The sequence below is a fragment of the Streptosporangium sp. NPDC001681 genome, assembly GCF_040298085.1.
Lineage (GTDB): Bacteria > Actinomycetota > Actinomycetes > Streptosporangiales > Streptosporangiaceae > Streptosporangium.
Map to the genome: position 1 here is coordinate 1 of NZ_JBEOZN010000127.1, position 21,596 is coordinate 21,596.

General features: G+C 70.3%; 20 protein-coding genes. 10 read left to right on the forward strand and 10 right to left on the reverse strand.

Annotated elements, in window-relative coordinates; all coding sequences use genetic code 11:
- The 3 genes from ABT130_RS38140 to ABT130_RS38150 form a co-directional block, all read right to left on the reverse strand.
- On the reverse strand, positions 1 to 1,579 hold a 1,579-nt coding region (locus tag ABT130_RS38140; RefSeq protein ID WP_350964047.1), incomplete at its 3' end, for an IucA/IucC family protein.
- Complete coding sequence (locus ABT130_RS38145) at positions 1,576 to 3,330, reverse strand: IucA/IucC family protein (RefSeq protein ID WP_350964050.1); 1,755 nt, start codon at positions 3,328 to 3,330, stop codon at positions 1,576 to 1,578. The genes ABT130_RS38140 and ABT130_RS38145, both read right to left, overlap by 4 nt.
- Positions 3,327 to 4,484: a siderophore biosynthesis protein gene (locus ABT130_RS38150; RefSeq protein WP_350964053.1), complete on the reverse strand. Its 1,158-nt coding sequence runs from the start codon at positions 4,482 to 4,484 to the stop codon at positions 3,327 to 3,329. Before ABT130_RS38150 ends, ABT130_RS38145 begins: the two co-directional genes overlap by 4 nt.
- 224 nt (positions 4,485 to 4,708) lie before the next feature.
- On the opposite strand from ABT130_RS38150, the gene nudC reads away from it, so the two are divergent.
- A complete protein-coding gene (gene nudC / locus ABT130_RS38155; RefSeq protein ID WP_350964056.1) occupies positions 4,709 to 5,686 on the forward strand; it encodes an NAD(+) diphosphatase in 978 nt (325 codons plus the stop codon).
- 345 nt (positions 5,687 to 6,031) lie between these two features.
- Here the strand turns inward: nudC and ABT130_RS38160 are convergent, their stop codons facing one another.
- Together ABT130_RS38160 and ABT130_RS38165 are read right to left on the reverse strand one after the other, a co-directional pair.
- Positions 6,032 to 6,286 carry a mycoredoxin gene (locus tag ABT130_RS38160; protein ID WP_350921976.1) on the reverse strand — a complete coding sequence of 85 codons (255 nt, stop codon included), beginning with the start codon at positions 6,284 to 6,286 and terminating at the stop codon, positions 6,032 to 6,034.
- Positions 6,287 to 6,344: 58 nt separating this feature from the next.
- Positions 6,345 to 7,331: an alpha/beta hydrolase gene (locus ABT130_RS38165; RefSeq protein WP_350964058.1), complete on the reverse strand. Its 987-nt coding sequence runs from the start codon at positions 7,329 to 7,331 to the stop codon at positions 6,345 to 6,347.
- Positions 7,332 to 7,507: 176 nt separating this feature from the next.
- Here ABT130_RS38165 and ABT130_RS38170 point away from each other — a divergent pair, with 176 nt between their 5' ends.
- The 4 genes from ABT130_RS38170 (at position 7,508) to ABT130_RS38185 (ending at position 11,511) form a co-directional block, all read left to right on the forward strand.
- Positions 7,508 to 9,571 carry an ATP-dependent DNA helicase UvrD2 gene (locus ABT130_RS38170; protein WP_350964060.1) on the forward strand — a complete coding sequence of 688 codons (2,064 nt, stop codon included), beginning with the start codon at positions 7,508 to 7,510 and terminating at the stop codon, positions 9,569 to 9,571.
- Entirely contained in the window at positions 9,568 to 10,434 is an 867-nt protein-coding gene (gene tesB / locus ABT130_RS38175; RefSeq protein ID WP_350964062.1) for an acyl-CoA thioesterase II, read from the forward strand. The genes ABT130_RS38170 and tesB overlap by 4 nt, the downstream gene beginning before the upstream one ends.
- 538 nt (positions 10,435 to 10,972) lie before the next feature.
- On the forward strand, positions 10,973 to 11,242 hold the full coding sequence (locus ABT130_RS38180) for a WhiB family transcriptional regulator (protein ID WP_030910441.1): 270 nt from the start codon (positions 10,973 to 10,975) through the stop codon (positions 11,240 to 11,242).
- A gap of 74 nt (positions 11,243 to 11,316) precedes the next feature.
- Positions 11,317 to 11,511 (forward strand): putative WhiB-interacting protein, encoded by a 195-nt coding sequence (locus tag ABT130_RS38185; protein ID WP_350964065.1) that lies wholly within the window; start codon positions 11,317 to 11,319, stop codon positions 11,509 to 11,511.
- Between the two features lie 260 nt (positions 11,512 to 11,771).
- Here ABT130_RS38185 and ABT130_RS38190 read toward each other — a convergent pair whose 3' ends face one another.
- Together ABT130_RS38190 and ABT130_RS38195 are read right to left on the reverse strand one after the other, a co-directional pair.
- Complete coding sequence (locus tag ABT130_RS38190) at positions 11,772 to 13,109, reverse strand: ABC1 kinase family protein (protein WP_350921991.1); 1,338 nt, start codon at positions 13,107 to 13,109, stop codon at positions 11,772 to 11,774.
- 65 nt (positions 13,110 to 13,174) lie between these two features.
- Complete coding sequence (locus ABT130_RS38195; protein WP_350921994.1) at positions 13,175 to 14,275, reverse strand: ThiF family adenylyltransferase; 1,101 nt, start codon at positions 14,273 to 14,275, stop codon at positions 13,175 to 13,177.
- 212 nt (positions 14,276 to 14,487) lie between these two features.
- Here ABT130_RS38195 and ABT130_RS38200 point away from each other — a divergent pair, with 212 nt between their 5' ends.
- From ABT130_RS38200 to ABT130_RS38210, 3 genes are all read left to right on the forward strand, one after another.
- Positions 14,488 to 15,273 (forward strand): enoyl-CoA hydratase/isomerase family protein, encoded by a 786-nt coding sequence (locus tag ABT130_RS38200; RefSeq protein WP_350921997.1) that lies wholly within the window; start codon positions 14,488 to 14,490, stop codon positions 15,271 to 15,273.
- Positions 15,274 to 15,414: 141 nt separating this feature from the next.
- On the forward strand, positions 15,415 to 15,930 hold the full coding sequence (locus ABT130_RS38205) for a M48 metallopeptidase family protein (protein ID WP_350922000.1): 516 nt from the start codon (positions 15,415 to 15,417) through the stop codon (positions 15,928 to 15,930).
- A 14-nt stretch (positions 15,931 to 15,944) separates the two neighbouring features.
- Complete coding sequence (locus ABT130_RS38210; RefSeq protein ID WP_350964067.1) at positions 15,945 to 16,526, forward strand: glycosyltransferase family protein; 582 nt, start codon at positions 15,945 to 15,947, stop codon at positions 16,524 to 16,526.
- Positions 16,527 to 16,547: 21 nt separating this feature from the next.
- On the opposite strand, the gene ABT130_RS38215 is transcribed toward ABT130_RS38210, so the two are convergent.
- From ABT130_RS38215 to ABT130_RS38225, 3 genes are all read right to left on the reverse strand, one after another.
- The gene (locus ABT130_RS38215; protein WP_350922005.1) at positions 16,548 to 17,534 is read right to left on the reverse strand and encodes an endonuclease/exonuclease/phosphatase family protein; all 987 of its coding nucleotides are present in this window, start codon (positions 17,532 to 17,534) and stop codon (positions 16,548 to 16,550) included.
- Positions 17,535 to 17,832: 298 nt separating this feature from the next.
- Positions 17,833 to 18,378: an NUDIX hydrolase gene (locus ABT130_RS38220; RefSeq protein WP_350922007.1), complete on the reverse strand. Its 546-nt coding sequence runs from the start codon at positions 18,376 to 18,378 to the stop codon at positions 17,833 to 17,835.
- Positions 18,375 to 19,685 carry a zinc-dependent metalloprotease gene (locus tag ABT130_RS38225; RefSeq protein WP_350964069.1) on the reverse strand — a complete coding sequence of 437 codons (1,311 nt, stop codon included), beginning with the start codon at positions 19,683 to 19,685 and terminating at the stop codon, positions 18,375 to 18,377. The genes ABT130_RS38220 and ABT130_RS38225 overlap by 4 nt, the downstream gene beginning before the upstream one ends.
- Positions 19,686 to 19,764: 79 nt before the next feature.
- Between ABT130_RS38225 and ABT130_RS38230 the strand changes: the two genes are divergently transcribed.
- On the forward strand, positions 19,765 to 20,838 hold the full coding sequence (locus tag ABT130_RS38230; RefSeq protein ID WP_350922032.1) for an NAD-dependent epimerase/dehydratase family protein: 1,074 nt from the start codon (positions 19,765 to 19,767) through the stop codon (positions 20,836 to 20,838).
- 313 nt (positions 20,839 to 21,151) lie between these two features.
- The gene (locus ABT130_RS38235; protein WP_350922011.1) at positions 21,152 to 21,577 is read left to right on the forward strand and encodes a molybdenum cofactor biosynthesis protein MoaE; all 426 of its coding nucleotides are present in this window, start codon (positions 21,152 to 21,154) and stop codon (positions 21,575 to 21,577) included.
- Positions 21,578 to 21,596 lie beyond the last annotated feature (19 nt).

The following is a 21,596-nucleotide window of genomic DNA, read 5'->3' on the forward strand; positions in this document are numbered from 1 at the left end:
CCAGGACGTCGTCGCCGTTGACGATCAGGCCGGTCTCGGCGGTGTTGACGTTCCAGCCGATGCCGTCGCCGTGGTCACCGCGCCACAGCCAGGCCGACAGGTTGGCCTTGGCGGGCAGCGGCGCCCCCGCCAGCAGGTCCGACAGCGGCCGGGGCCACCCCCGCGACTCCGCGTACCCCGCCAGGACCTTCCCGGCCACCGCCCACAACTCCCGCGCGGGCCCGGCTCCGGAAAGGGAGGCGGCGATCTCGGCGAGATGGTTGACCATCAGGCAGTAGACCACCCGGCTCCAGCCGGCCTCCGCGTCGTAGGTGAGGGCCTCGGCGACCCGGGCCGGCAGGCCGGACAGGTCGTGCCGCCCGGCGACGAGCTTCGTGCCCTCCATGTCGCGGAAGACCGCCTCCACCGGCAGCCCCTCCGCGTCCACCCCGATCAGCACGTTCTGCAGGTGAGGTTCGAGCACCACGCCGTGGCCGAGGTAGGCGTCGAGCACCGGCAGCGCCACCCGCTCCACGTACGCCCGCCACCAGCGCACCGGATCGGCGGACGTCACCTGCCGCCCGGCGGCCAGTGTGCCGCTCAGCAGGGGGGTCACCCCGGGTCTGCAGACCGACCACGGGCTGACCCGGACGATGACGCCGAGCCCCTCAAGCAGCCGGGTGCCCAGCTCGGCGGAGCGGTAGCCGGGTTCGGGCAGCCAGCGGGTGCCGGGGAAGGTCGCGGACAGCTCTCCGAACATCGGCCCGAGACGGCGGCTCAGCTCGACCGCGCCCGCCAGCTCGTACCAGGAGTTCTTCCGCAGGCAGTTGGTGATCCGCACGTCCAGGCTGAACTTCAGGCACCGGTCGATCAGCGGCTCGTAGACGGTACGGACCGACGAGGTGGGAACCGCCATCCGGGTACTGTTCCCCAGGTCGAGAAGCCGGCCGTCGGCCAGTGGCGCGGCCAGGTCGGCCGAGAGCAGCTCCAGCTGCCACGGGTGCGCGGGCAGCAGCGAGTAACCGGGCGGCGCCGCTCCGAGCGCGTCGAGCGAGCCGGCCTCGCCCGCCTCCGCCAGCACGTCGTCCCTGACCCCGAGCAGTCGCAGCGGAAAACTCGCGTGCGCCTCGGGCGCGTAGCGCAGCCAGTCCGCGCCGCCGCGCGCCTTCGGGCTGGGGTGGAACGGGTGACCGAAGACCAGCGCCTGCTCCGAGGCCAGCCACGGGTCGGCGGGGGGCGGCACGTCCCGCCGGGCCGCGAGCAGCGCCGCCATGGCGTCCCTGCTCGCGGCCACCTGGACGGCGAACTCGTCGTTGCCCTCGCCGAGCTCGGTCTCCACCAGCCGGACGAGCAGGTCCGCCGAGAGCGGCTGCCAGGAGTCGTTCTCCAGCCACTCGGCCCGCCCCTCGAAGCGCAGCGCGAGCCCGCCGTGCGCACGGGCCCGCAGCAGGGTGTCCGCGACACGCAGCAACACGTACGGCTCGTCGTGCCTGACCTGCCCGCGAGGTCCCGAGATCTCCCGCACGCAACAGCGCAGCAGCGCCGCCAGTGAAGCCTCCTCGGCGACGGCGGCGGGGGAGTCGAGGGCGAGGCTGGTCATGGCGTCCTTCCGGGGGTCGCGGCCGGGGTGGCCTGGGGCTGCTGGCGGAGGTAGTTCGGCCCGCTCGTGCCGTAGAACTTGTTCACATCCCGCGCGCCGGTGCGCGCCTTGTCCACCAGGGTCCCGGCGGTGACCATCGACTTGCCGACGAGCCTGGCGGCGTCCAGGGTCCTGGCCCGCAGCAGCCTGGCCATCGGGTTCTCCCCGTACTCGTCGAGCGCTCCGGCGAGCGCGTCGCGGACCAGCTCGGAGGCCCGCGGCGACGGCAGCGCGCCGAACGCCACGGCGGCGGCCGCCAGATGCAGGGTGATGGTCACGAACATGTCGGCGAGCGCGTGCGGGTCGTCGGTCAGCATCCGCGCGTCCGTGAAGTCCGGGACCGGGAGGCCGGCACCTCTCAGCAGGTCGGGTGAGGTCAGCAACCCGTCGTTGTCCTTGACGAGCAGCCGCACGACACTTTCGCCCGCGGTATCGGTGTCGAACACCAGTGAGAGGTTCTGCTGGTGGGCCTCGAGCGCGGTGCCGTACCTGACGAAGAGCCGCACGTGGAAGCGGAACAGCACCCGCAGGTACCGGGCGAGCAGACCGGCGACGTCCCCGCCGAACCACCGTCCGGCGAGACCCTCCACGACCAGGCCGCCCCCGGGCAGCGGTGCCGCCAGCGCCGCGACGGAGACGACCTCCCCCACGGGCTGGCGGCGCAGCAGCCAGCCCAGATACTCATGCCCGGCGTGCCCGTACGTCTGCTCGTCGGCCAGCAGCACCTCGGGATCGGGCATCGCCCGCAGCAGCAGCTCGGCCCGCGCCCCGTCGGCCAGCGTGCCGGGCTTGATCGACCGCCGGTTGCGCAGCCCGAGGGTGCTGGTGGCCAGCGGCAGCTTCAGGTGCGCGCCCGGGGCGATCTCGACGGTGCGCATCGACAGCGTGGGCCTGACCCGCAGATACGGCTGAGGGGCCACGGTCGCCCACGGAATCTCCTCGACGCGGGGGACCGTCAGCGGGTGCACGGGGAACAGCGCGTGCGTCCCGGCGAGACTCTCCGCCAGCCCGACGGCACGGAACCCGGGTGCCCCCGGCATCTCGGCCCCGGTGAGCCGCTCCCGGGGAACCGCGGCCCAGCGCAGCTCGAAGGCGGGCGCGAACTCCGGCGCGTACCCGGTCAGTTCCTCGTCGGACAGGCCGATCCGGCACCGGGCCGTCGGGTAGACGGGGTGATCGACGAACGCGGCCAGCGTCTCGTACCACACGCTGTCGCGTCCGCCACCGGTTTCCGTCGTGCCCGTGGTGCCGGACGTGGCGTCGGGGTGCGGGGTGGCGGGGTGTGCGGTGGCGGCGGCCAGTCTGGCGAGTACCTCTTGGTGGTGGAGGTCGTGCAGGTCGAGGGCGCGCAGCGCCTCGTGGCACTCCCTGGCGAACGACTCGACCCCGGCCGCGTCGGCGGGGTCGGAGACCTCCCGCAGCGTGTGCAGGACCTCCCGCAGCTGGAGCGCCTCCTGCGGGGCCGCGACGAAGTCCTGGAACAGCGAGCCGGGGAGCAGCCGCACCCGCCTGCCCCCCGGCAGGACCAGCGCGACGCCGTCCTTGCCGTGGGTCACCCGCCTGGCCAGGCCGCCGTAATCCTCGCGCAGCAGCGCGTTCAGCACCCGGACGGCGAGGTACGACTCCCGCCCGCGCGCCGAACCTCCGCCGATCCCGCGACCGTCCACGGTTCCCTGGCCGGTCACACGTCGGTTCGCGGGTCCCCGGCTCATGCGATCACCCACGGGTTCTCCGCCCTGAAGGCCGCGACGGCGGCGTCCACGCCCGCCCGGTCGGGCCCGGTCGCACGGACGATGCCCAGGTAGTCGCGGTTGGTGTTGCTCCGGTCGATCCGGTCGCCCACGGCGCGCAGCGGCCGGTGCCAGATCCGGACCGGGTCGCCGGGGGCGGGGACGACGGTCCCGGGAGCCTCCACCACGGTCCCCGAGCGATCGGCGACCAGGCTCAGCGCGGTCCCGTGCCCCCGCACCGGGGCGAGGTCCGCCGGCCCCATCCCGAGATGCGTCCCGAGAACGAGCTCGAACAGGGGCACCTGGAGCAGGCTCGCCAGCAGGAAGTCGCAGTGGTCGCCGATCACCCGGTAGTTGACCTCGACGATCCGTGGTCCGGCCGGGGTCATCACGTATTCGGTGTGGCAGGCCCCGAACCCCACCCGGAGTGCCTCCAGCGCCCGCAGCACGTGGTCGCGACCGGGAGGCGGCTCCCAGTCGAGCCGTTCCTCCACGAAGTGCGGCAGTGGCCCGAGAGTGGTGCGGAAACCGCCGAGCACCCTGATCCGCTCGCCGTCGCCGAGCGTCTCCATCGTGTGCAGGGGACCGTCGAGATACTCCTCCACGACCAGCGTCTCCGCCGGCCGCCTGCCCCTGATGGACAGGACGGCCGCCGCGAGCTCGCCCGCGTCGTGGACCAGCACGACGTCCTCGCTGGCCACGCCCTCGCACGGTTTCACGACCGCGGGGAAGGGCAGGTCCGCGACCGGCGGGTCGGCCGGTGCCAGCCGCGCGGTACGGACGGTCTCGACCCCGGCCGAGGCCAGCCGCCGCCGGGTGAGCGCCTTGTTCTTGGTGTCGACGCAGGCCCGCCAGTCCTTGCCGGGGAGTCCGAAGTACGCGGCGGCGAGTGCGGTCTCCGCCTGGATGTGGTCGGAGTTCGAGAAGATCGCGTCCGGGGTGCGGTGGTGCGCGACGGTGTCGATGACCGCCCGCGCGTCGCGCACGTCGCAACGGAGCACCTCCGCTCCATGGTCACGGTACTGTTCCGGCCGGTCGGTGAGGATCGTGACCTCGCACCCGAGTGCGCGTGCCGCCGGGAGGAAACCGTCGGTGACCGAGTCCGTCGGTTTCAGCGCGGTGAGGTACAGCCGCAATGCAGGAACCCCCGATATCAGGTAAGGCTAACCTAACTCGGTGCATCCTAGCGGGATGGAGATCATCGCGCCGGGATGATCGGTCTATTGACCGTATACGTCCGTGTCGTCAAAAGATGGGGTCTTTTCTGGAGGGCCTCCGGCCAGGGGTGACGCCGTCGGCCCTGTGCGGCTCCGCGTTCCGGCGGCGTAATATGTGCACTCGTTTGGGGAGGCGGAACGGCGTGGAGATCGCTGCACAAGAAGGACTTCTGGGGCCGCTGCTGCTCGCGCGCAGCGCCATCGACAGGTCGGCGGTGCTCCGCGGCGACACCGAGTGGCTGGAGCGGGCCTGGGCGGACGGCGCGACCAGGGTCGTGGTCGTCGACGACGGGCAGGCGCTGATCCGGCGCAGCGGCGGAGAGGCGGAGCTGGTCCTGCTGTCCACCGCCGACGCTCCCGAGGGAGAGCGTTACCTGCTCGGCGTCGACGCGGAGGGCATCGCCTACTTCGCCGTGACGGCGTCGCTGGCCACCGCCACCCATACCGGCTCCTTCAACCGGATCGTCTCCCCGCTCGACCCCTCGGAACTGGGTGAGGGGCAGACCGTCGCCGCCGGGTTGCGCCAGGTGGGATCGTTGCTGGGCGATCTGGACGCCGGCCTGCTGGTGTACGCGGTCGCCCTGGAGGCATGGCACTCCACCCACGAGTACTGCCCCCGATGCGGGAGCCGCACCGAGGTCCGGGCCGGCGGGCATGTGCGCGTCTGCCCCAAGGACGACAGCCAGCACTTTCCCCGGGTCGACCCTGCGGTGATCATGCTGATCCACGATGACGACGACAGGTGCCTGCTGGCCAGAGGACCGCAGTGGCCCGAGGGGCGGCTGTCGGTGCTGGCCGGTTTCGTCGAGCCGGGCGAGTCACTGGAACAGGCCGTGGCGCGCGAGGTGTCCGAGGAGGTCGGCGTGCGGGTCACCGATGCGCGCTACATGGGCAGCCAGCCCTGGCCGTTCCCGCGCAGCCTGATGCTCGGCTTCTTCGCGCGGGCCACGTCGACGGAGTTCGTGCTGGACTCCGAGGAGATCGCCGAGGCCCACTGGTTCAGCCGCGCCGAGCTGCTGGCCGCGATGGAGAGCGGCGAGGTGCGCCTGCCGTCGGAGCTGTCGATCGCCCGCAGGCTCATCGAGACCTGGTACGGCGCACCGCTGACCGGCGACTGGTGAACGTGTCCGCCGCCGTGTCCGCCGCCATGTCCGCCGTACGCCACGGGCGCTGACGGATCCGGCGGCCGAGACCGCGCGGGCTCAGCCGCCGACGACGGTGACGGGCACCCGCTGGACCGAGTTGTCGGCGAATCCCCCGCGGTTCCACGGCGCATCCATCGGATTCCTCCAGCGGCGAGGTGCTACCGGTCTGACTTCGGGGCTTTCGCGGGACATGCTCCGGCCCGGACACTCGTGCCGCGTGCTCGTACGTCCGCGATGGAGCCCGTACCGGTATGCGGGGCCCGGGCATGTGTGAGCCCCGGTTTTCGGTGGAACCGGGGCTCGGGTGGTGCGGGGGGACGGTTACACGCCCGCGCCCGCCAGGATGCGCTTGACCTCGATCACCGAGGGGTTGGTCCTGACGATCTGGCCGGTGGGGGAGTCGACCACGACGGTGGGCACGACCTGGTTGCCGTTGTTGACGCTCATGACGAAGGTGGCGGCGTCCGGATCGCTCTCGATGTCGACCTCGTTGTAGGAGATGCCCTCGCGGCTGAGCTGGCTCTTCAACCGCTTGCAGGGGCCGCACCAGGTGGTGGTGTACACAGTCAGCGCCATGTCGTGAAAAATCCCCTCATGTGATGTCCGGCGCCATTGGCAACAAAGTGAGAGCCCTTCATCTTCCCGATGAGAGAAGCTTCTCCGCGACCCATTGCTGGACCTGCTCCGCCACGCCGGGCAGCCGGTAAAGAGGCGCGCTGTGCTCGATGCCCTGCTCGGTCAGCACCGTCACCGGCACGCCGACCTGCTGCAGGTGCTCCTTGAGTTGCCTGCTGTGCTCCGCCGACACGAACTCGTCCGACGAGTGCACGATCAGCATGGGCGCGTCGCCGCGGCTCGCGTGCCACGGTACCTCCATGCTGGTCCACACCCTGGCGCACTTGCCGGTGGGCTCGCAGCCCCCGGCGAGCTTGATGGCTGAATCGCGCAATTTGCGCTTGTTCGGGTCGAGGGTGCCGATGCCTTCGGTGTACGCGGTGAGCGGGGAGATCACCGGAGAGATGCCGACCACGCCGCGCAGGCCGGGCAGGCCGTTCTTGTAGGTACCGACGGCGGTGGCCAGATGGCCTCCGGCGGAGAAGCCGACGACCACGTAGTTGTTCGGGTCGAAGGACCAGCGCGCCGCGTGCCGTCGCGCGGTGGCGATGGCACCGAAGGTGTCGGTGCGCGGGGCAGGCCAGGAGGCGTCGCCCGAGAGACGATAGTTGATGTTGAAGACCACGTAGCCCTGTTCGGCGTAGCTACGGCTCACCTCGGTCATGTACTTCTTGTCACCCGAGGACCACCAGCCGCCGTGGATCAGGAAGACGCCCGGCCGCTTCAGCTCGTCGGGCTGGTACCAGACGTCCATGCGCTGGCGCACGTGCCGGCCGTAGGCCACGGTTTCGACAAGGGTGCCCTGGACCAGCGGGGCGGTCCCTGTGCTCGGCGTTGGAGCCGGAGTCGGAGTCGGAGCCGGCGTCGGGGTGACCTTGCCCGCCTTTCCGTCACCGACCTGGGTCGGCGCTGAGATCGCGTGTGCGGACGCGGTCGTGTGCACCACCGCGGGTCCGACCACCGTCGCCGCCAGAGCGAGCGCACCCACGGTTACCCAACTTCGCACGGGCCTCTTCCTTCCCCGGAACCAGTCGCACCTCATTGTGGGGCAAAAGGCCCACTTTATGCATCTCGGTGATCGATACAGGGTGAAGGCGGCATGTTGCCAGAATGAGCGAGGTTTGGCCAGAGCCTGGGAGGATGTTGCGGCCCGGTCCGTTCGACTGCCTGTAAGGAGGCTCTGTGAGGCCCGACGACATTCTGGCGGCACTGGATCCGGAGCAGCGTGAGGTGGCCGAAGCCGTCCGGGGACCGGTCTGCGTCCTTGCCGGCGCGGGGACGGGCAAGACCCGCGCCATCACCCATCGCATCGCGCACGCCGTCCACAACGGGGTGGTCGACGCCCAGGGGGTGCTGGCGGTGACGTTCACCACACGCGCGGCCGGTGAGCTCAGGCAGCGGCTGCGCCAGCTCGGCGCGCCGGGCGTGCAGGCGCGCACCTTCCACGCCGCCGCACTGCGTCAGCTCACCTACTTCTGGCCGCGGGTCATCGGCGGCGACCCGCCCAGGGTGATCGAGTCGAAACTGCCGCTGCTGATCGACGCCTGCCGCTCCCTGCGCAAGAACCAGGACCGCTCGGAGTTGCGCGACATCGCCTCCGAGATCGAGTGGGCCAAGGTCACCCAGATCGGCCCCGAGGACTACGCGGAGGCCGCGAAGAAGGCCGGCCGGACCTCTCCCGTACCGGCCGAGGAGGTCTCCCGGCTCTACGAGACGTACGAGACCCTCCGCCGCGACCGGCACCTGGTCGACTTCGAGACCATCCTGGAGCTCACCGCGGCCGTGATGACCGAGCACCGCGAGGTGGCCAATGAGATCCGCAGGCAGTACCGCTACTTCGTGGTCGACGAGTACCAGGACGTCAACCCGCTGCAGAAGCTACTGCTGGACACCTGGCTCGGCGGGCGCGACGACCTGTGCGTGGTCGGCGACCCCAACCAGACGATCTACTCCTTCACCGGGGCCACGCCTCGCTACCTGACGGGTTTCTCGGTCGAGTACCCCAACGCCACCGTGATCAAGTTGGTCCGTGACTACCGCTCCACCCCCCAGGTCGTCTCCCTGGCCAACCGGGTGCTCGACCGGGCGAGGACCCCGCACAAGCTCGCCCTGATCGCCCAGCGTCCGGACGGTCCCGAACCGGTTTTCGCCGAGTACGACGACGAGACCGCCGAGGCGGAGGGGGTGGCGCGGGCAGTGCGGAAACTCGTCACCGGCGGCGTGCCGACCCGTGAGATCGCCGTGCTGTTCCGGGTCAACGCCCAATCCGAGGCGTACGAGCAGGCATTCAGCAAGGCCGGCCTGCCGTACGTGCTGCGCGGCGCCGACCGGTTCTTCGAGCGTCCCGAGGTCCGCCAGGCGGTCGTGCTGCTGCGCGGCGCCGCACGCTCCGCCGAACCCGGCGACACGCTCGCCTCTACCGTGCACCACATCCTGTCCGGCATCGGGCTCACCCCCGAGGCACCCGGCGGAGGCAAGGCCCGCGAGAAATGGGAGTCGCTGAAGGCCCTGGCCGACCTCGCCGAGGACCTCGCCGCCGCGGGCGCGGACCTGCCCGCCTTCGTCGCGGAGCTGGAGCGCCGGGCCAGCGAGCAGCACGCGCCGCCGGTCGAGGGGGTCACCCTCGCCTCGCTGCACGCGGCCAAGGGCCTGGAGTGGGACGCGGTCTTCCTCGTCGGCGTCACCGAGGGCATGCTGCCGATCATCTACGCGGAGACACCTGAGCAGATCGAGGAGGAACGTCGCCTCCTGTACGTCGGTGTCACCCGCGCCCGCGCCCACCTGGGGCTGTCGTGGGCGCTGGCGCGCTCGCCGGGAGGCAGGCGCTCCCGCAAACCCTCCCGATTCCTGGACGGGCTGACCGGTCGTGCCACGCAGCGGAGCCGCACACCCGCGGCGGCTGATCGCCGCGCGGTCGCCGCGCCGATCAGCTGCCGGATCTGCGGGAAGACCCTGATGGCCGCCGCCGAGCAGAAGCTCGGCAGGTGTGCCACCTGTCCCGCGGACTACGACGAGGCACTGCTCGAAGCGCTGAAGGCATGGCGTACGGGAGTCGCGAAGAAGGAGAAGCTCCCGCAGTGGGCGGTCTTCACCGACGTCACCCTCCAGGCCATCGCCGAGCGGGCACCGGTCTCCGAACAGGACCTGTTGACGATTACGGGAATCGGACGCGTCAAACTGGAGCGTTACGGTGAAGCGGTGCTCGAACTGTGCCGTGCCGCCGCAAACCATACGGAGGGCGCGTGAACGAGGCGTTAAAGGAGCTCCTGGACCTGCTTGACCTGGAGCAGATCGAGCTCGACATCTTCAGGGGACGCAGTCCCGAGGAGCGTATCCAGCGTGTCTTCGGTGGTCAGGTGGCCGCGCAGGCCTTGGTCGCCGCGGGGCGGACGGTGCCCGACGGCCGCGACGTCCACTCGTTGCACGCCTATTTCATCCGCCCGGGAGACCCGGCCATCCCGATCGTCTACAACGTGGAGCGGGTCCGTGACGGCCGCTCCTTCACCACCCGGCGAGTGGTGGCCATCCAGCACGGCAAGGCGATATTCACCATGTCGGCCTCCTTCCACGTGCAGGAGACCGGCGTCGAGCACCAGGCGGCCACGATGCCCCAGGTGATCGATCCTGAGGAACTGCCGTCCTACCGGGACCGGATGCTCCAGATCGTGGGGACGAACTCACTGATGCGCGAGTGGGCGTCCAGGCCCAGGCCGGTGGACGCCCGCTATGTGACCCCTCTCACCTGGGAGGCCCATCGCGACCCGGAGCTTCGAGGTTCGAACACCAACGTGTGGTTCCGTTATGAGGCGGAGCTGCCCGACGACCCGCTGCTGCACGTGGTGCTCGCCGCCTACGCCTCCGACTTCACCCTGGTCGACACCGTGCTGCTGGCCCACGGTCTGGCCTGGGGCGCCTCCAATGTCTCCGGCGCCTCGCTGGACCACGCGATGTGGTTCCACCGCCCCATCCGGGTGGACGAGTGGGTGCTCTATGCTCAGGAGTCGCCGTGGTCGGGGGCGGCTCGCGGGCTCGCCAAGGGCGAGATGTTCACCCGGTCCGGGGAACTGGCCGTGTCGGTAGTGCAGGAAGCGATGATCCGCGTGAGATAGTCGCAAAGTCGCAGGTAGAAAATATGTTGCCCGCTCTGGTGGCCCGGGTTTAGGGTCATGGTCAAGCAAGTCGGACGTTCCTGTCCGACGATCCACGAATGGAGGTGAGTCCGCTGTGAAGAACATTCTGATGTCGTCCCAGATGGGGCTCGCTTCCGTGCGCCGTAACACCGTTCTGCCCTGCGGCAGCCAGGTCTCCCTCGCCCGTGGCGCGGCAGCTCCGGTTCTGCAGGACAACCCTGCCCGCTTCTGGGTCGAGGCCGACCGTCGGTCCGCCCTGATCGCCTTCGCGACAGAGGCCCCGGCTGTCCCGACCCTTGTGGGCGCCAGCTACGCAGCAACGACCAAGCACATCGGAAACGGTGGACTGCGCGGTCCGCAACCCTGGAGGCATCCTCCGGTCATAATCTGACCGAGGAAAGAGCCTTCAGGCCGCGGATCCGCACCAGGATCCGCGGCCTTCTTGTTTGTCCGCGTCATTCCTGACCCCCACCCAAGAGGTAGCCGAAGATCAACACCTAGCTGAGAGGTGAAACAGATGGGGGCCCAGACGGTCATGGACCTGATCGACGAAGCCACAATCCCCTGTCGTACCGACCCCGACCTGTGGTTCGCCGAGTCTCCGGAGGACGTGGAGTTCGCCAAGGCGCTCTGCGGAGGCTGCCCGATCCGCCAGGCCTGCCTGGCCCGCGCGCTGGAGCGCGAGGAGCCATGGGGAGTCTGGGGCGGCGAGCTCGTCCTGCGGGGGGCGATCGTCCCCCGGAAGCGTCCGCGCGGACGTCCGCGCAAGAACCCGGTCGCGGCCTGAACCATCCGGTCATCGCCCAGACCACCGAGAACTCGATCAACCAGGAATCACACGTTCCCGAAAGGACCACTCCGATGAGCTACTTCAACACCACGGGGCTCGACCTGCCGTCTATGCAAGAAGAACTGGTACGTGACCGAATACGGACCCTCCACCGCGAGGCGGAGGAGCATCGCAGGGCCGCCGGACTTCAACGTCTCCAACGCGCCCAGCGTGGTGCGGAACGCGCCTCGGCGCGCCTGCGCACCGCGCTCCTGCGCCTCGTCTGATCCGTGAGGATCGGCGGCGACGCATAGCGGACGCACAGTGGAACACGGCAGATGAATGAGGGGTGACCCGCTCCAGCGGGCCACCCCTCACGCGTCTCGACGGTGCACCCTGCACGGGTCTCGCCGAACCGCCACTTATGCGTTCTACCGGGGTCCGCCCTGTACGGGTCTCGCCGGGCCGCCACTCATGCGGTTCGGCGGGTCGCCGCTCGTGGGCCTCGCCGAACCGCCCCTTACGCGTCTCGCCGGGTCGTCTCCGGTCAGGCGCTGGCGAGGGTGGGCTCTCCCGTATCCTCGTCGGCGAATCCGGGGACCCAGCGGATGACCTCCTGGCGGAAACGGGCGGTGGCGCCGAGCTGGCAGAGCACGCCGATCCCCGCCGTGTGCACCCGATGGATGAGGACGTACGACGCGGGCAGGTTGAGCTGGCGCACCACGTTGCCCGGACGCAGGTCGGTGGCCATGGCGGCCTGCTGCTGGAGCCACTCCCTGCTGAAGGAGAACTCCTCCACGGAGGTCGGCTCGACGTAGGGGGCGAGGAACGCCCGCAGGGCTTCGGTGTCGATCTCGATGTGCGGGCGGATGAACCCCTCGTCGCGCAGGCCCCGGACCACGGTCTCCATGTCGCCGTTGTTGAAGATGCGGGTCAGCTTCCCGAAGAGCGGCGGGTATCCGTCGGGCAGCCGGTTGACCGCGCCGAAGTCGAGCACGCACATCCTGCCGTCGTCGAGGATCCGGAAGTTGCCCGGATGGGGGTCGGCGTGGAGCATGCCCAGCCGGGCCGGTGAGGAGAACAGGAACCGGACGAGCTGGAGCCCGGCCCGATCGCGCTCCTCCTGGGTGCCGTCGGTGATGACCCGTGACAGCGGGGTGCCGTCGACCCATTCGGAGACGAGCACCTGCTCGTTGGCGGCGATGACATCCGGGATCAGAAAGTCGGGGTCGTCCTTGAACTCCTGGGCGAAGGCGTGCTGCGCCTCGGCCTCGCGCAGGTAGTCGAGCTCCTCGATCACCCGCTCGCGCAGCTCGTTCAGGACCGCCTTGATGTCGAGACCGGGCAGTAGCACCCCGAAGAGCTTGCCGAGCCTGGCCAGCTGGGTGAAGTCGGAGAGCAGGGCCTTTCCCGCTCCCGGATACTGGATCTTGACCGCGACCGTCCGGCCGTCGTGCCAGACCGCCTTGTGCACCTGCCCGATCGAAGCGGCCGCGGTGGGCTTGTCGTCGAATGACTGGAAGTTCTCCCGCCAGTCGTCCCCCAACTGCTCGACGAGAACCTTGTGCACGGTCGCGATGGGAAGCGGTGGAGCCGCGTCCTGGAGCTTGGTCAGGGTCGCGCGGTAGGGACCGGCGATCTCGGCGGGCAGTGCCGCCTCGAAGATGGACAGCGCCTGGCCGAGCTTCATCGCCCCGCCCTTGAGCTCTCCGAGAACCTTGAAGATCTGCTCGGCGGTGCGTTCCTGGATTTCCTGGGCGACGATCTCGGCCGACTTGCCGCCGATCCGTTTCCCGAGTCCGAGAGCGGTACGGCCGGCGAACCCGATGGGAAGGGCCGCCAGCTTTGCAGAGCGCGCAACGGCGCGACGCGGAAGGTCACTCACCTCGGTTAGCGGCGTGTCCCCCGTTACAGCGAGACGCCGCTCCCTCCCTTCGCTGTGCTTGTCCGTCAGCGGCAGGTAGCCGACGCGACCATTGTTAGCGAACCCAACTCGTTTCGGAAGCAACGACATTGAGGATGAACACTCCAGGATCGCCTTTTCCACGTCCAATCTGGCAATACTTCCATTGTGCTGTTTGTCACAACGGGCTCACGGCCATCTATCCAAGCAAGCGCATGACCGGTGGCCGATGCCGCCACCAGCGCGGACAGCGTCGTCCCGCACGCGATCTCCCCTGCGGGGAAGCCGCCCAGGCGCGCACTGACAATGGGCCAGCCGGGGTCGCGATCGCGTCGCGTCAAATCTAGGCAGTGCAGGCACGTGCTCCGTCCAGGTAGTACCAGCGGACCGACCGAACCGAAGGCCTCGAAGGCGGTTGCCAGCAAATGTGGGATCCCCCACTCGACGAGTTCCCTGACCAGGAGGCCGTCCAGGGGCACCACCGGAGCGAGCACCGCCAGGTCGGGTGGCCTGGCCCCGTCGGCCAGCTGGGCGGCGCCGTCGCCGGTCGACGCCGTGAGGCCGGGCGCCAGCCTCCTGGCCACCGCGACCGCACCGTCCTGCCTGCTCATCCCCACCTCCGTCCAGCCGAGCCCGCCGGGGACGACATCCCGTCGCCGGGTCGTACCGGGATCGACGACGCAGATGTGGCCGACCCCTGAGGCGGCGAGCAGGGCGACGACCTGCGCGCCCACCCGGCCCGCGCCGTAGACCCGCACCCGGGCCTGCTGCCTGCGTTCCAGCACGGCAAGCCCTCCGTCGACCGTGCCGGGGGAGAGGGAGAGCGCGTCCAGATCGGGTTGGAGCCGGTCGCGCTCGGCCATCACGAGCGCGCGCAGCGGGCCGGGGCCCGCCGCCGCGTCGTCCACCACCCCCCGGCTGACCAGCAGATCGAGCAGGGTCCGGCCGCGCTCCTCGCCGAGACCCGCGTCGGTGGCGCCGGCCAGCACGCCCGCGAGATCCCTTACGCCGTCGAGACTTTCCACCCAGCGGCGGACCTCCGGCTCCAGATCGCTCAGCACCACCGCGTGCCGGGGATGCAGGCCGAACTGCAGGGTGCGTCGGTCACGGGCGACGCGGCGCAGCGCGGGCTTCAGGCGTGGTCGCATCAGGGGGCCTTTCCTCGAAGGGGGCAGCCTGCGGGAGAGCCGGTGAGCAGGCTGGCCGGGCGTGCCAGCGTGCCATGCCCCCGCGGGCTCCCGGACGTCTTTCCCGCCGCCTGTGGATAACTCCTGCCCTGTGGACAACTTCCGCCGGGCAGGGTGTCCCGGCAGGCCCCTCGGCGGTCGGGCGGAAAACGCCGTGGGTTACGCTCCCCGGCATGAACGAGATCTTGATTGATCGGCGGGAGAACGGTGTCGCGGTGCTCACCCTGAACCTCCCTGACCTGCGCAATGCGATGACCGACGCGATGACCGCCCGGTGGCGGCAGGCCGTCGCCGGCCTCGCGGCGGACCGCGACCTGCGGTGCGTGGTCGTCACCGGAGAGGGGAAGGCGTTCTGCGCCGGGGGAGACCTGTCCTGGCTCGCGGAGCGGCGGACCGAGGACGTCCCCGCCCTACGCGACCGGATGCTCGGCTTCTACCGGACCTGGCTGACGATCGCCGATCTGGAGGTGCCGACCATCGCCGCGGTCAACGGCGCCGCCGTCGGGGCGGGGTTGTGCCTCGCCCTCGCCTGTGACCTGGTCTACGCCGCCGAGGAGGCCAAGCTGCTCGCCCCCTTCACCTCGCTCGGCCTGCACCCCGGCATGGCGGCCACCTATCTGCTGCCCAGGGTCGCCGGGGTGGGTGTGGCCAGGGAGATGTTGCTCACAGGGCGGACGATGACAGGGCTGGAGGCGGCCTCCGCGGGGCTGGTGAACAGGGCGTTTCCCCGTGAGTCGCTGATGGCGGAGGTACTGGGCATCGCGTCGCGGATCGCCGCCAACGCGCCGATCGCCACCCGGCTCACCAAAGTCGCCCTCGCGGGCGGCGGGCACGCCGACCTCGACGCCGCGCTGCGTTGGGAGTCCCTTGCCCAGCCGGTCACCATGGCCTCCGACGACATGCTCGAAGGGCTGGCGGCTCAGCGAGAACAGCGGGTCCCGCGATTCGGCAACGCGTGAGACGGCTGATATCCAGGTTAATTAGATAAGTTGTGACCACACTTGATCGCTCCCGCCGAACAATCGGTGAACGGGGATTGACCAGCGGGAACGTGTTCTACCCCCTGGTGTGAATTCGCCATTCTCGGCTACCGTTCATATGTGCCCCCCGAGACAGTCGAGGTCCGCCGAAGTTCTCGCCGCCGGCGGACGGTTTCTGCGTACCGCGACGGTGAGAAAACGATCGTGCTCCTCCCCGCCGGTCTGAGTAGCACCGACGAGGAACAGTGGGTGCGCCGTATGCTCGATCGACTCGCGGCCAAGGAGCAGCGCAGACGTCCCTCGGACGACGACCTCCTCGATCGAGCCGTCGAGCTGTCGGCCCGCTACCTGGGCGGGGAGGCGAAACCGTCGAGCGTGCGCTGGGTGGAGAACCAGAAGCACCGTTGGGGCTCGTGCACCCCGGATCACGGAACCATCAGGATCTCCACGCGCCTGAGGGGCATGCCCTCGTGGGTGGTGGACTATGTGATCATGCACGAGCTCGTCCACCTGCTGGTGCCGAGTCACGGTTCGCGCTTCTGGGCGCTCGTGGAACGATATCCCAAGGCCGAGCGGGCACGGGGCTTCCTGGAGGGATTCTCCACCGCGGCCCACGGCTCCGCGGAGGAATGGTGACAGAGGATCGAGTGGTGGCCGTTCTCGTCACGCCCTCCGTGGCGGACGCGGCCCCGCCGGGAATCGACGCCGCCGACTTCCTGACCGCCGTCGCCGAGGACACCTACGAACTCGTCGCCGGGCTCGACTTCGTCTCACCGATCGTGGTGACGAGCGTACCGGGCATGGAGGAGATCGTCTGGCCGGGCACCCCTGTCGTTGAGATCCCCGACCTCTCGGGGAGCGCCCTGGTCGAGGCGGCCTTCGCCGCCCTGCCCCACGGCGAGCAGGCGGTCCTGCTGAGCGCCGACGCGCCCGACCTGCCTCCGCTGCTCATCGGCAAGCTCTTCCGCGAACTCGGCCGGGCACGGATCGCCGTCTGCCCTGCCGCGGGCGGTGGCACGGTGGCGCTGGCCGCCCACCTGCCCTACCCGGGCTGGGCCTCGGTGGGTTTCGACGACCTCGACCCGGTCAAGGCGCTCCGTGCCTCGGCGCCCGGCAGCCGTATGGTCGCCAGGGGGCCCGGCTGGCATCGCCTGCGTGCTCCCGGAGACCTCCACCTCCTCGACCCGGGCCTCGAAGGCTGGGACAACACCCGGGCGCTGCTCTCGGCCTGAGCGGCCCGGGTGCCCGAGCCGTCAGGGCGAGGGCAGGCGTAGGTCGGCGAAGACGGCCCGGTGATCGGTGCCGGGAACGCTGTGCACGCTGACCGCGTTCACGCCCACCCGCCGGTCCACCACGACATGGTCGATCGTGATCAGCGGCGGGACGCGCTTGTTGACCGGCCAGGTGGGGGTCAGCCCCTCTCCGGCGCTGTCGGCCGCGTCCTGATAGCCGCGGCCAAGAAAACGGCGCATGGCCGCGTGGTCGAGGCTGGCGTTGAAATCGCCCGCGAGGATGCGGATCGTGTCGGGCGCGGCGGAGGGCAGGGCGTCCAGCGCCGCCGTCCAGTCGTACACCTGCCTGCCCAGCGGCGGGAAGGGGTGCACGTCGATGATCTCGACGGGCTTGGCGCCGGGGATGGTCATCAGCGCGGCGGGCATGTTGTGCCCGATCGCCTCGAACAGGTTCTCCCTGGGGGTCAGCGGATACCGGGAGTACAGGCCGCTGCCGCCGGCGCTCCACTCCGGCTCCAGCACCTGGTACGGCATGACGCCGCCAAGGCCGGCCGCCTCCAGCTTCTCGACCATTCCCGGGGTCAGTTCCTGGGTGCTCAGCACGTCCGGGTCCAGCCGCCGGACCAGGTCCATCACGGCGTCGGGCTCGGCATGCCCGAACAGCGTGTTGAGTGTCAGCACCCGCAGGGGCGTTCCCGTCACCACATCCCCGGAGCGAAAGGCCCTGGGGAGCACGCTGAGGCCGAGCGCCGCGGTGGTGACCAGCGCGACGGCCGTCGCGGCCCGGTTGCGGGTCAGCGCGGACAGCAGCACCGGTACCAGCGAGGCGGCCGCCACGTACGGGGTACCGGTCATGAGCTGGGTGGTCAGCGAGTCGCGTTCGAGTCCGGCCACCCGGGCCACCGCCCAGGCGGCGAACGGCGTCACCGCGGCCCAGGCGAGGGATTTGGGGATCCTCCAGCGCCGCGGCGGCGTCACGACCGCGCCTCTGGCGCTCCTGTCAGCCACGATGTCTACGCTCACAGTGCCCCGATCCGCTCTGTACAGCCTGATTGGGAACGAAGATATCCAGGCAGAGGTGAGACAAGCATAAAACGGTCCAACGCCCGCGGAAGACGGCCGGAAATCGACCGATTCATCGGAACCTATGCGTTCCGGGAAGCCGCCGAGACCTGGAACCCCCCGGTGGCCGCCGCGCCGCCCGGTGCGGTCGTCGCCGAGCCGCACAGGGCGAGCGTCCAGCCATCCGGAGCCGCGGTGGCACCGAGCCGCAAGGGCCCGAGCCGGTACCGGGCCGGGTTCCCGGTCAACCGGAGCGCAGGGCCTCGCGGGCGCGGCGGGCCAGGCGGCGGGTCGCCTCGTCGGAGAGTTCGGGGATCTCGTCCACGGGGAACCAGCGCAGGTCGAGCGACTCGGCGCTGATCACGGCCTCGACGTCCGCAGGGGCGACCGCGCCGTACTCCACGTCCAGATGGCTGCTGTGCGGCGGATGGCACCAGACCCGGTGCCGGTCGAGTGCCAGCGGACCGGGCAGCAGCCGCAGGCCCGGAATACCGGACTCCTCGGTGGCCTCACGCATCGCCACCGCCTCAAGGGAGACATCGCCGCGCTCGCAGTGGCCGCCCATGGGCAGCCACATCCCGGCCTTGGGGTGCAGCGTCAGCAGAACCCGCTCGCCGTCGTGGGAGAGCACCGCGGTCGTGGCCGTCAGGTGACCGGTGACGCACTCGCGCCACATCGCGTCATCATGGGCGTGTACGTGATCCAGGAACTCCTTGCGGAGGATCTCCTCCTCCGCCGTGGGCGCGATCCACCCCGTGAGCACGTCCCGCGCGTCGGCGCGCAGGCTCACGCGCCGCCCCCACCGGCGTCGCCCTTGTCATCGCCCTTGTCATCGTCCTCGCCGGGAGTGGCGGGAGGCTCGCGCAGAGATCCCTCCAGGGACGACAGGTCGAGCTCGGGCTCGCCCCGTACGAACCCCTCGGGGTTGTCGAGGTCGTCGGCGGTGGGCATGAGGTCGGGGTGGCTCCAGACCGCGTCGCGGCCGTCGATGCCCCGGTCGGATTCCAACGCCTGCCACAGGGTGGCGGCCTCGCGCAGGCGGCGGGGCCGGAGTTCGAGGCCGACGAGCGTGGCGAAGGTCTGCTCCGCGGGGCCGCCGGTCGCCCTGCGCCGCCGTACGGTCTCCGCCAGCGCCGTCGCCGAGGGGAGCTTGCCGTCCGCGGCGCCGTCCACGACGGTGCCGACCCAGCCCTCGACGAGAGCGAGCATGGTCTCCAGCCGGGACAGGGCGGCCTTCTGCCGCTCGGTCTCCTCGGGCTTGAGCAGGTTGCCGCCGCTCAGCGCCTGCTGGAGCTGCTCGGGATTGTTGAGATCGAGCCCGCGGAGCTGCTCCTCCAGGGCGGAGGCGTCCACCGTGATGCCCCTGGCGTACTCCTCCACGGCTCCGAGCAGGTGCGCGCGCAGCCACGGCACGTGCTGGAACAGCCGGTGGTGGGCCGCCTCGCGCAGGGCGAGATAGAGGCGGATCTCCTCGGCGGGGGTCTCCAGACCCTGGCTGAACGCCGAGATGCCGCCGGGCAGCAGGGCGGCGTTGTCCGACAGCGGCAGGCCGATGTCGGTGGCGCCGATCACCTCCAGGGCGAGCGAGCCGATGGCCTGGCCGATCTGCTGGCCGACCATCATGCCGCCCATCTGCTTCATCATCCCCATCAGCGGCCCGGCCATGGCCTGAGCCTCCGGGGGCAGACCGGAGGCGCCGAGCGTGCCGCTCATGGTCTCGACCATGCGGGCGGCGATCGGGTCACAGAGCTTCTGCCAGACGGGGACGGTCTTCTCGATCCACTCCGAACGGCTCCACGCCTGAGGGTTGCTCACCCCGCTCGGTAGGGAGGTGGCCTCATTGAGCCAAAGGTCGGCCAGGTTCAGGGCGTCGACGACCTGGCGTCGCTCGCCCTCCATGACACTGGGATCGCCCTCGGCGACCACAACGTGCCGTGCGATGTTCTTCGCCATGTCCCAGTTGACGGGACCTGAGGTCGGCGGAGCGGAGAGCATGTCGGCGAACTGGCGCATTGCCGCTGCGATCTGCTCCGGGTCGCCGAACATGGCGAACGGATTGTCGTTGGGGTCGTTTTCCCGACCTGGCAAGTCAGTCACCGCTCTACCTCGTGCAGGATGGAGGAGTCCACATCCGCCACGTTATCCGTCGCATGGCGGGTCAGTGCAAAGTGAGGACCTGGTGCCTACCTCGAAACGCTCCCGCCCCCCTGTCGTCGCCGTCACCGGCGCCGCCTCGGGCATAGGCCGTGCTTTCCTCGCGAAGGTCGCCTCGTCTGCGGATTTCCGCAGGGTTGTGGCCATCGACGAGCAGCGCGGAGATGTGCCCGATGTCACATGGCGGGTGCTCGATGTTCGAGATCCGCTCTTGGCGAACCGCATATCCGATATTGACGTGCTCGTGCACCTGGCCGGTGACTACGCGCTCGACGCCGACCCCGCGGAGCGACGCGCCTACAACCTGCGCGCGGCCCAGACGGTGCTCACCGCCAGTGCCGCGGCGAGGGTGCGGCGGGTCGTGCTGGTCACCAGCGCCATGGTGTACGGAGCCGTACCCGACAATCCCGTCCCGCTGCCTGAGGATTCCGAGGTCGCCGCCGAGCCGGATACGGGCATGGTCGGTGACCATCTGGAGATCGAGGCACTGGCCCGGCGCTCCCTGCGCAGCCACCCCGGTCTCGACGTGACCGTGGTCAGACCCGCGGCCGTGGTCGGCCCCGGTGTCGACAGCGTGGTGACCCGGCACTTCGAGGCGCCCCGGCTGCTGACCGTCAAGGGATGCAACCCTCGCTGGCAGTTCTGCCACGTGGACGACCTGGTCGCGGTCCTGGAGATGGCGGCGCTCGGCACGGTCTCCGGGGTGGTGGCCGTCGGAGGCGAGGGCTGGCTGGAGCAGGAGCAGGTGGAGGAGATCTCCGGGCTGCGCCGGCTGGAACTGCCCGCAGGGCTGACCTTCGGAACCGCCCAGCGCCTGCACCGCCTCGGCGTCACCCCGGCTCCGGCCACCGACCTGCACTACGTCGTCTACCCCTGGGTGGTCGACTGCGCGACGCTGCGCGAGGTCGGCTGGAAGCCGATGTGGACCAACGAGGCCGCGTTCGAGCAGCTCCTGGAGCTGCGTGGTGGCAGGCACGCCGTCGTGGGCCGCCGCCTGTCCGGCAAGGAGGCCACGCTCACCGCGGCCGGCGCCACCGTCGCCGTCCTCGGCACCGCGGCGATCGTCCGCGCCGCCCGCAAGAAGCGCCGCCCCTGACGGCCCGCCCAGAGAGCCCGAGCGAGCTTCCGAGGGAGCGGCTGCGCCGGGGGACTGGACCCCCGCGAGGCCGTGCCTGTGCCATGGCCTGAGGGGCCCCGTTCTCCCGCCCCAAGAATCACCCCGGAGACGTGCCCCATGCCTCCCCTTGGGGGACTCCCCGTGACTCCCCGTGAGGCCGCGCCGGGGACTGGACTGAGGAGAGCGGGGTTGCGAGGAACGAGCGGCCCCGGTCGACGAGGGAAGGAGCCGGGTTTGAGCGGCCGAGCCGCGACGCGCCGCGTCGCCGATAACACAGCCATAGACTCTGTGCGTGGATGTCATCCGGTTGCTCGATATTCGCGACAGCGCGCTCTCCGTCGACGAGGTGCTCGCCGCCGTCGGCAATCACGCCGCGGGCGGTACGACGGTCTTCGTCGGCACGGTACGAGAAGAGGATCACGGCAGGCCGGTCACGAGCCTGTCCTACTCGGCACATCCGAGTGCCGCGGGCGAGCTGCGCCGGGTGGCCGAGAAGGTCGCCGTGGACTTCCCGGTGACCGCCCTGGCGGCCGTTCACCGGGTCGGCGACCTGAGGCTCGGTGACGTCGCGGTCGTCGTGGCGGTCGCCGCGCCGCACCGCGGTGAGGCGTTCGAGGCATCCAGAAGGTTGATCGACGATCTCAAGAGCCAGGTCCCCATCTGGAAGAACCAGTTTTTCACCGACGGTTCCTCCGAGTGGGTGGGAGCCTGCGATTGATCTCGGCTGAGGGGTATGC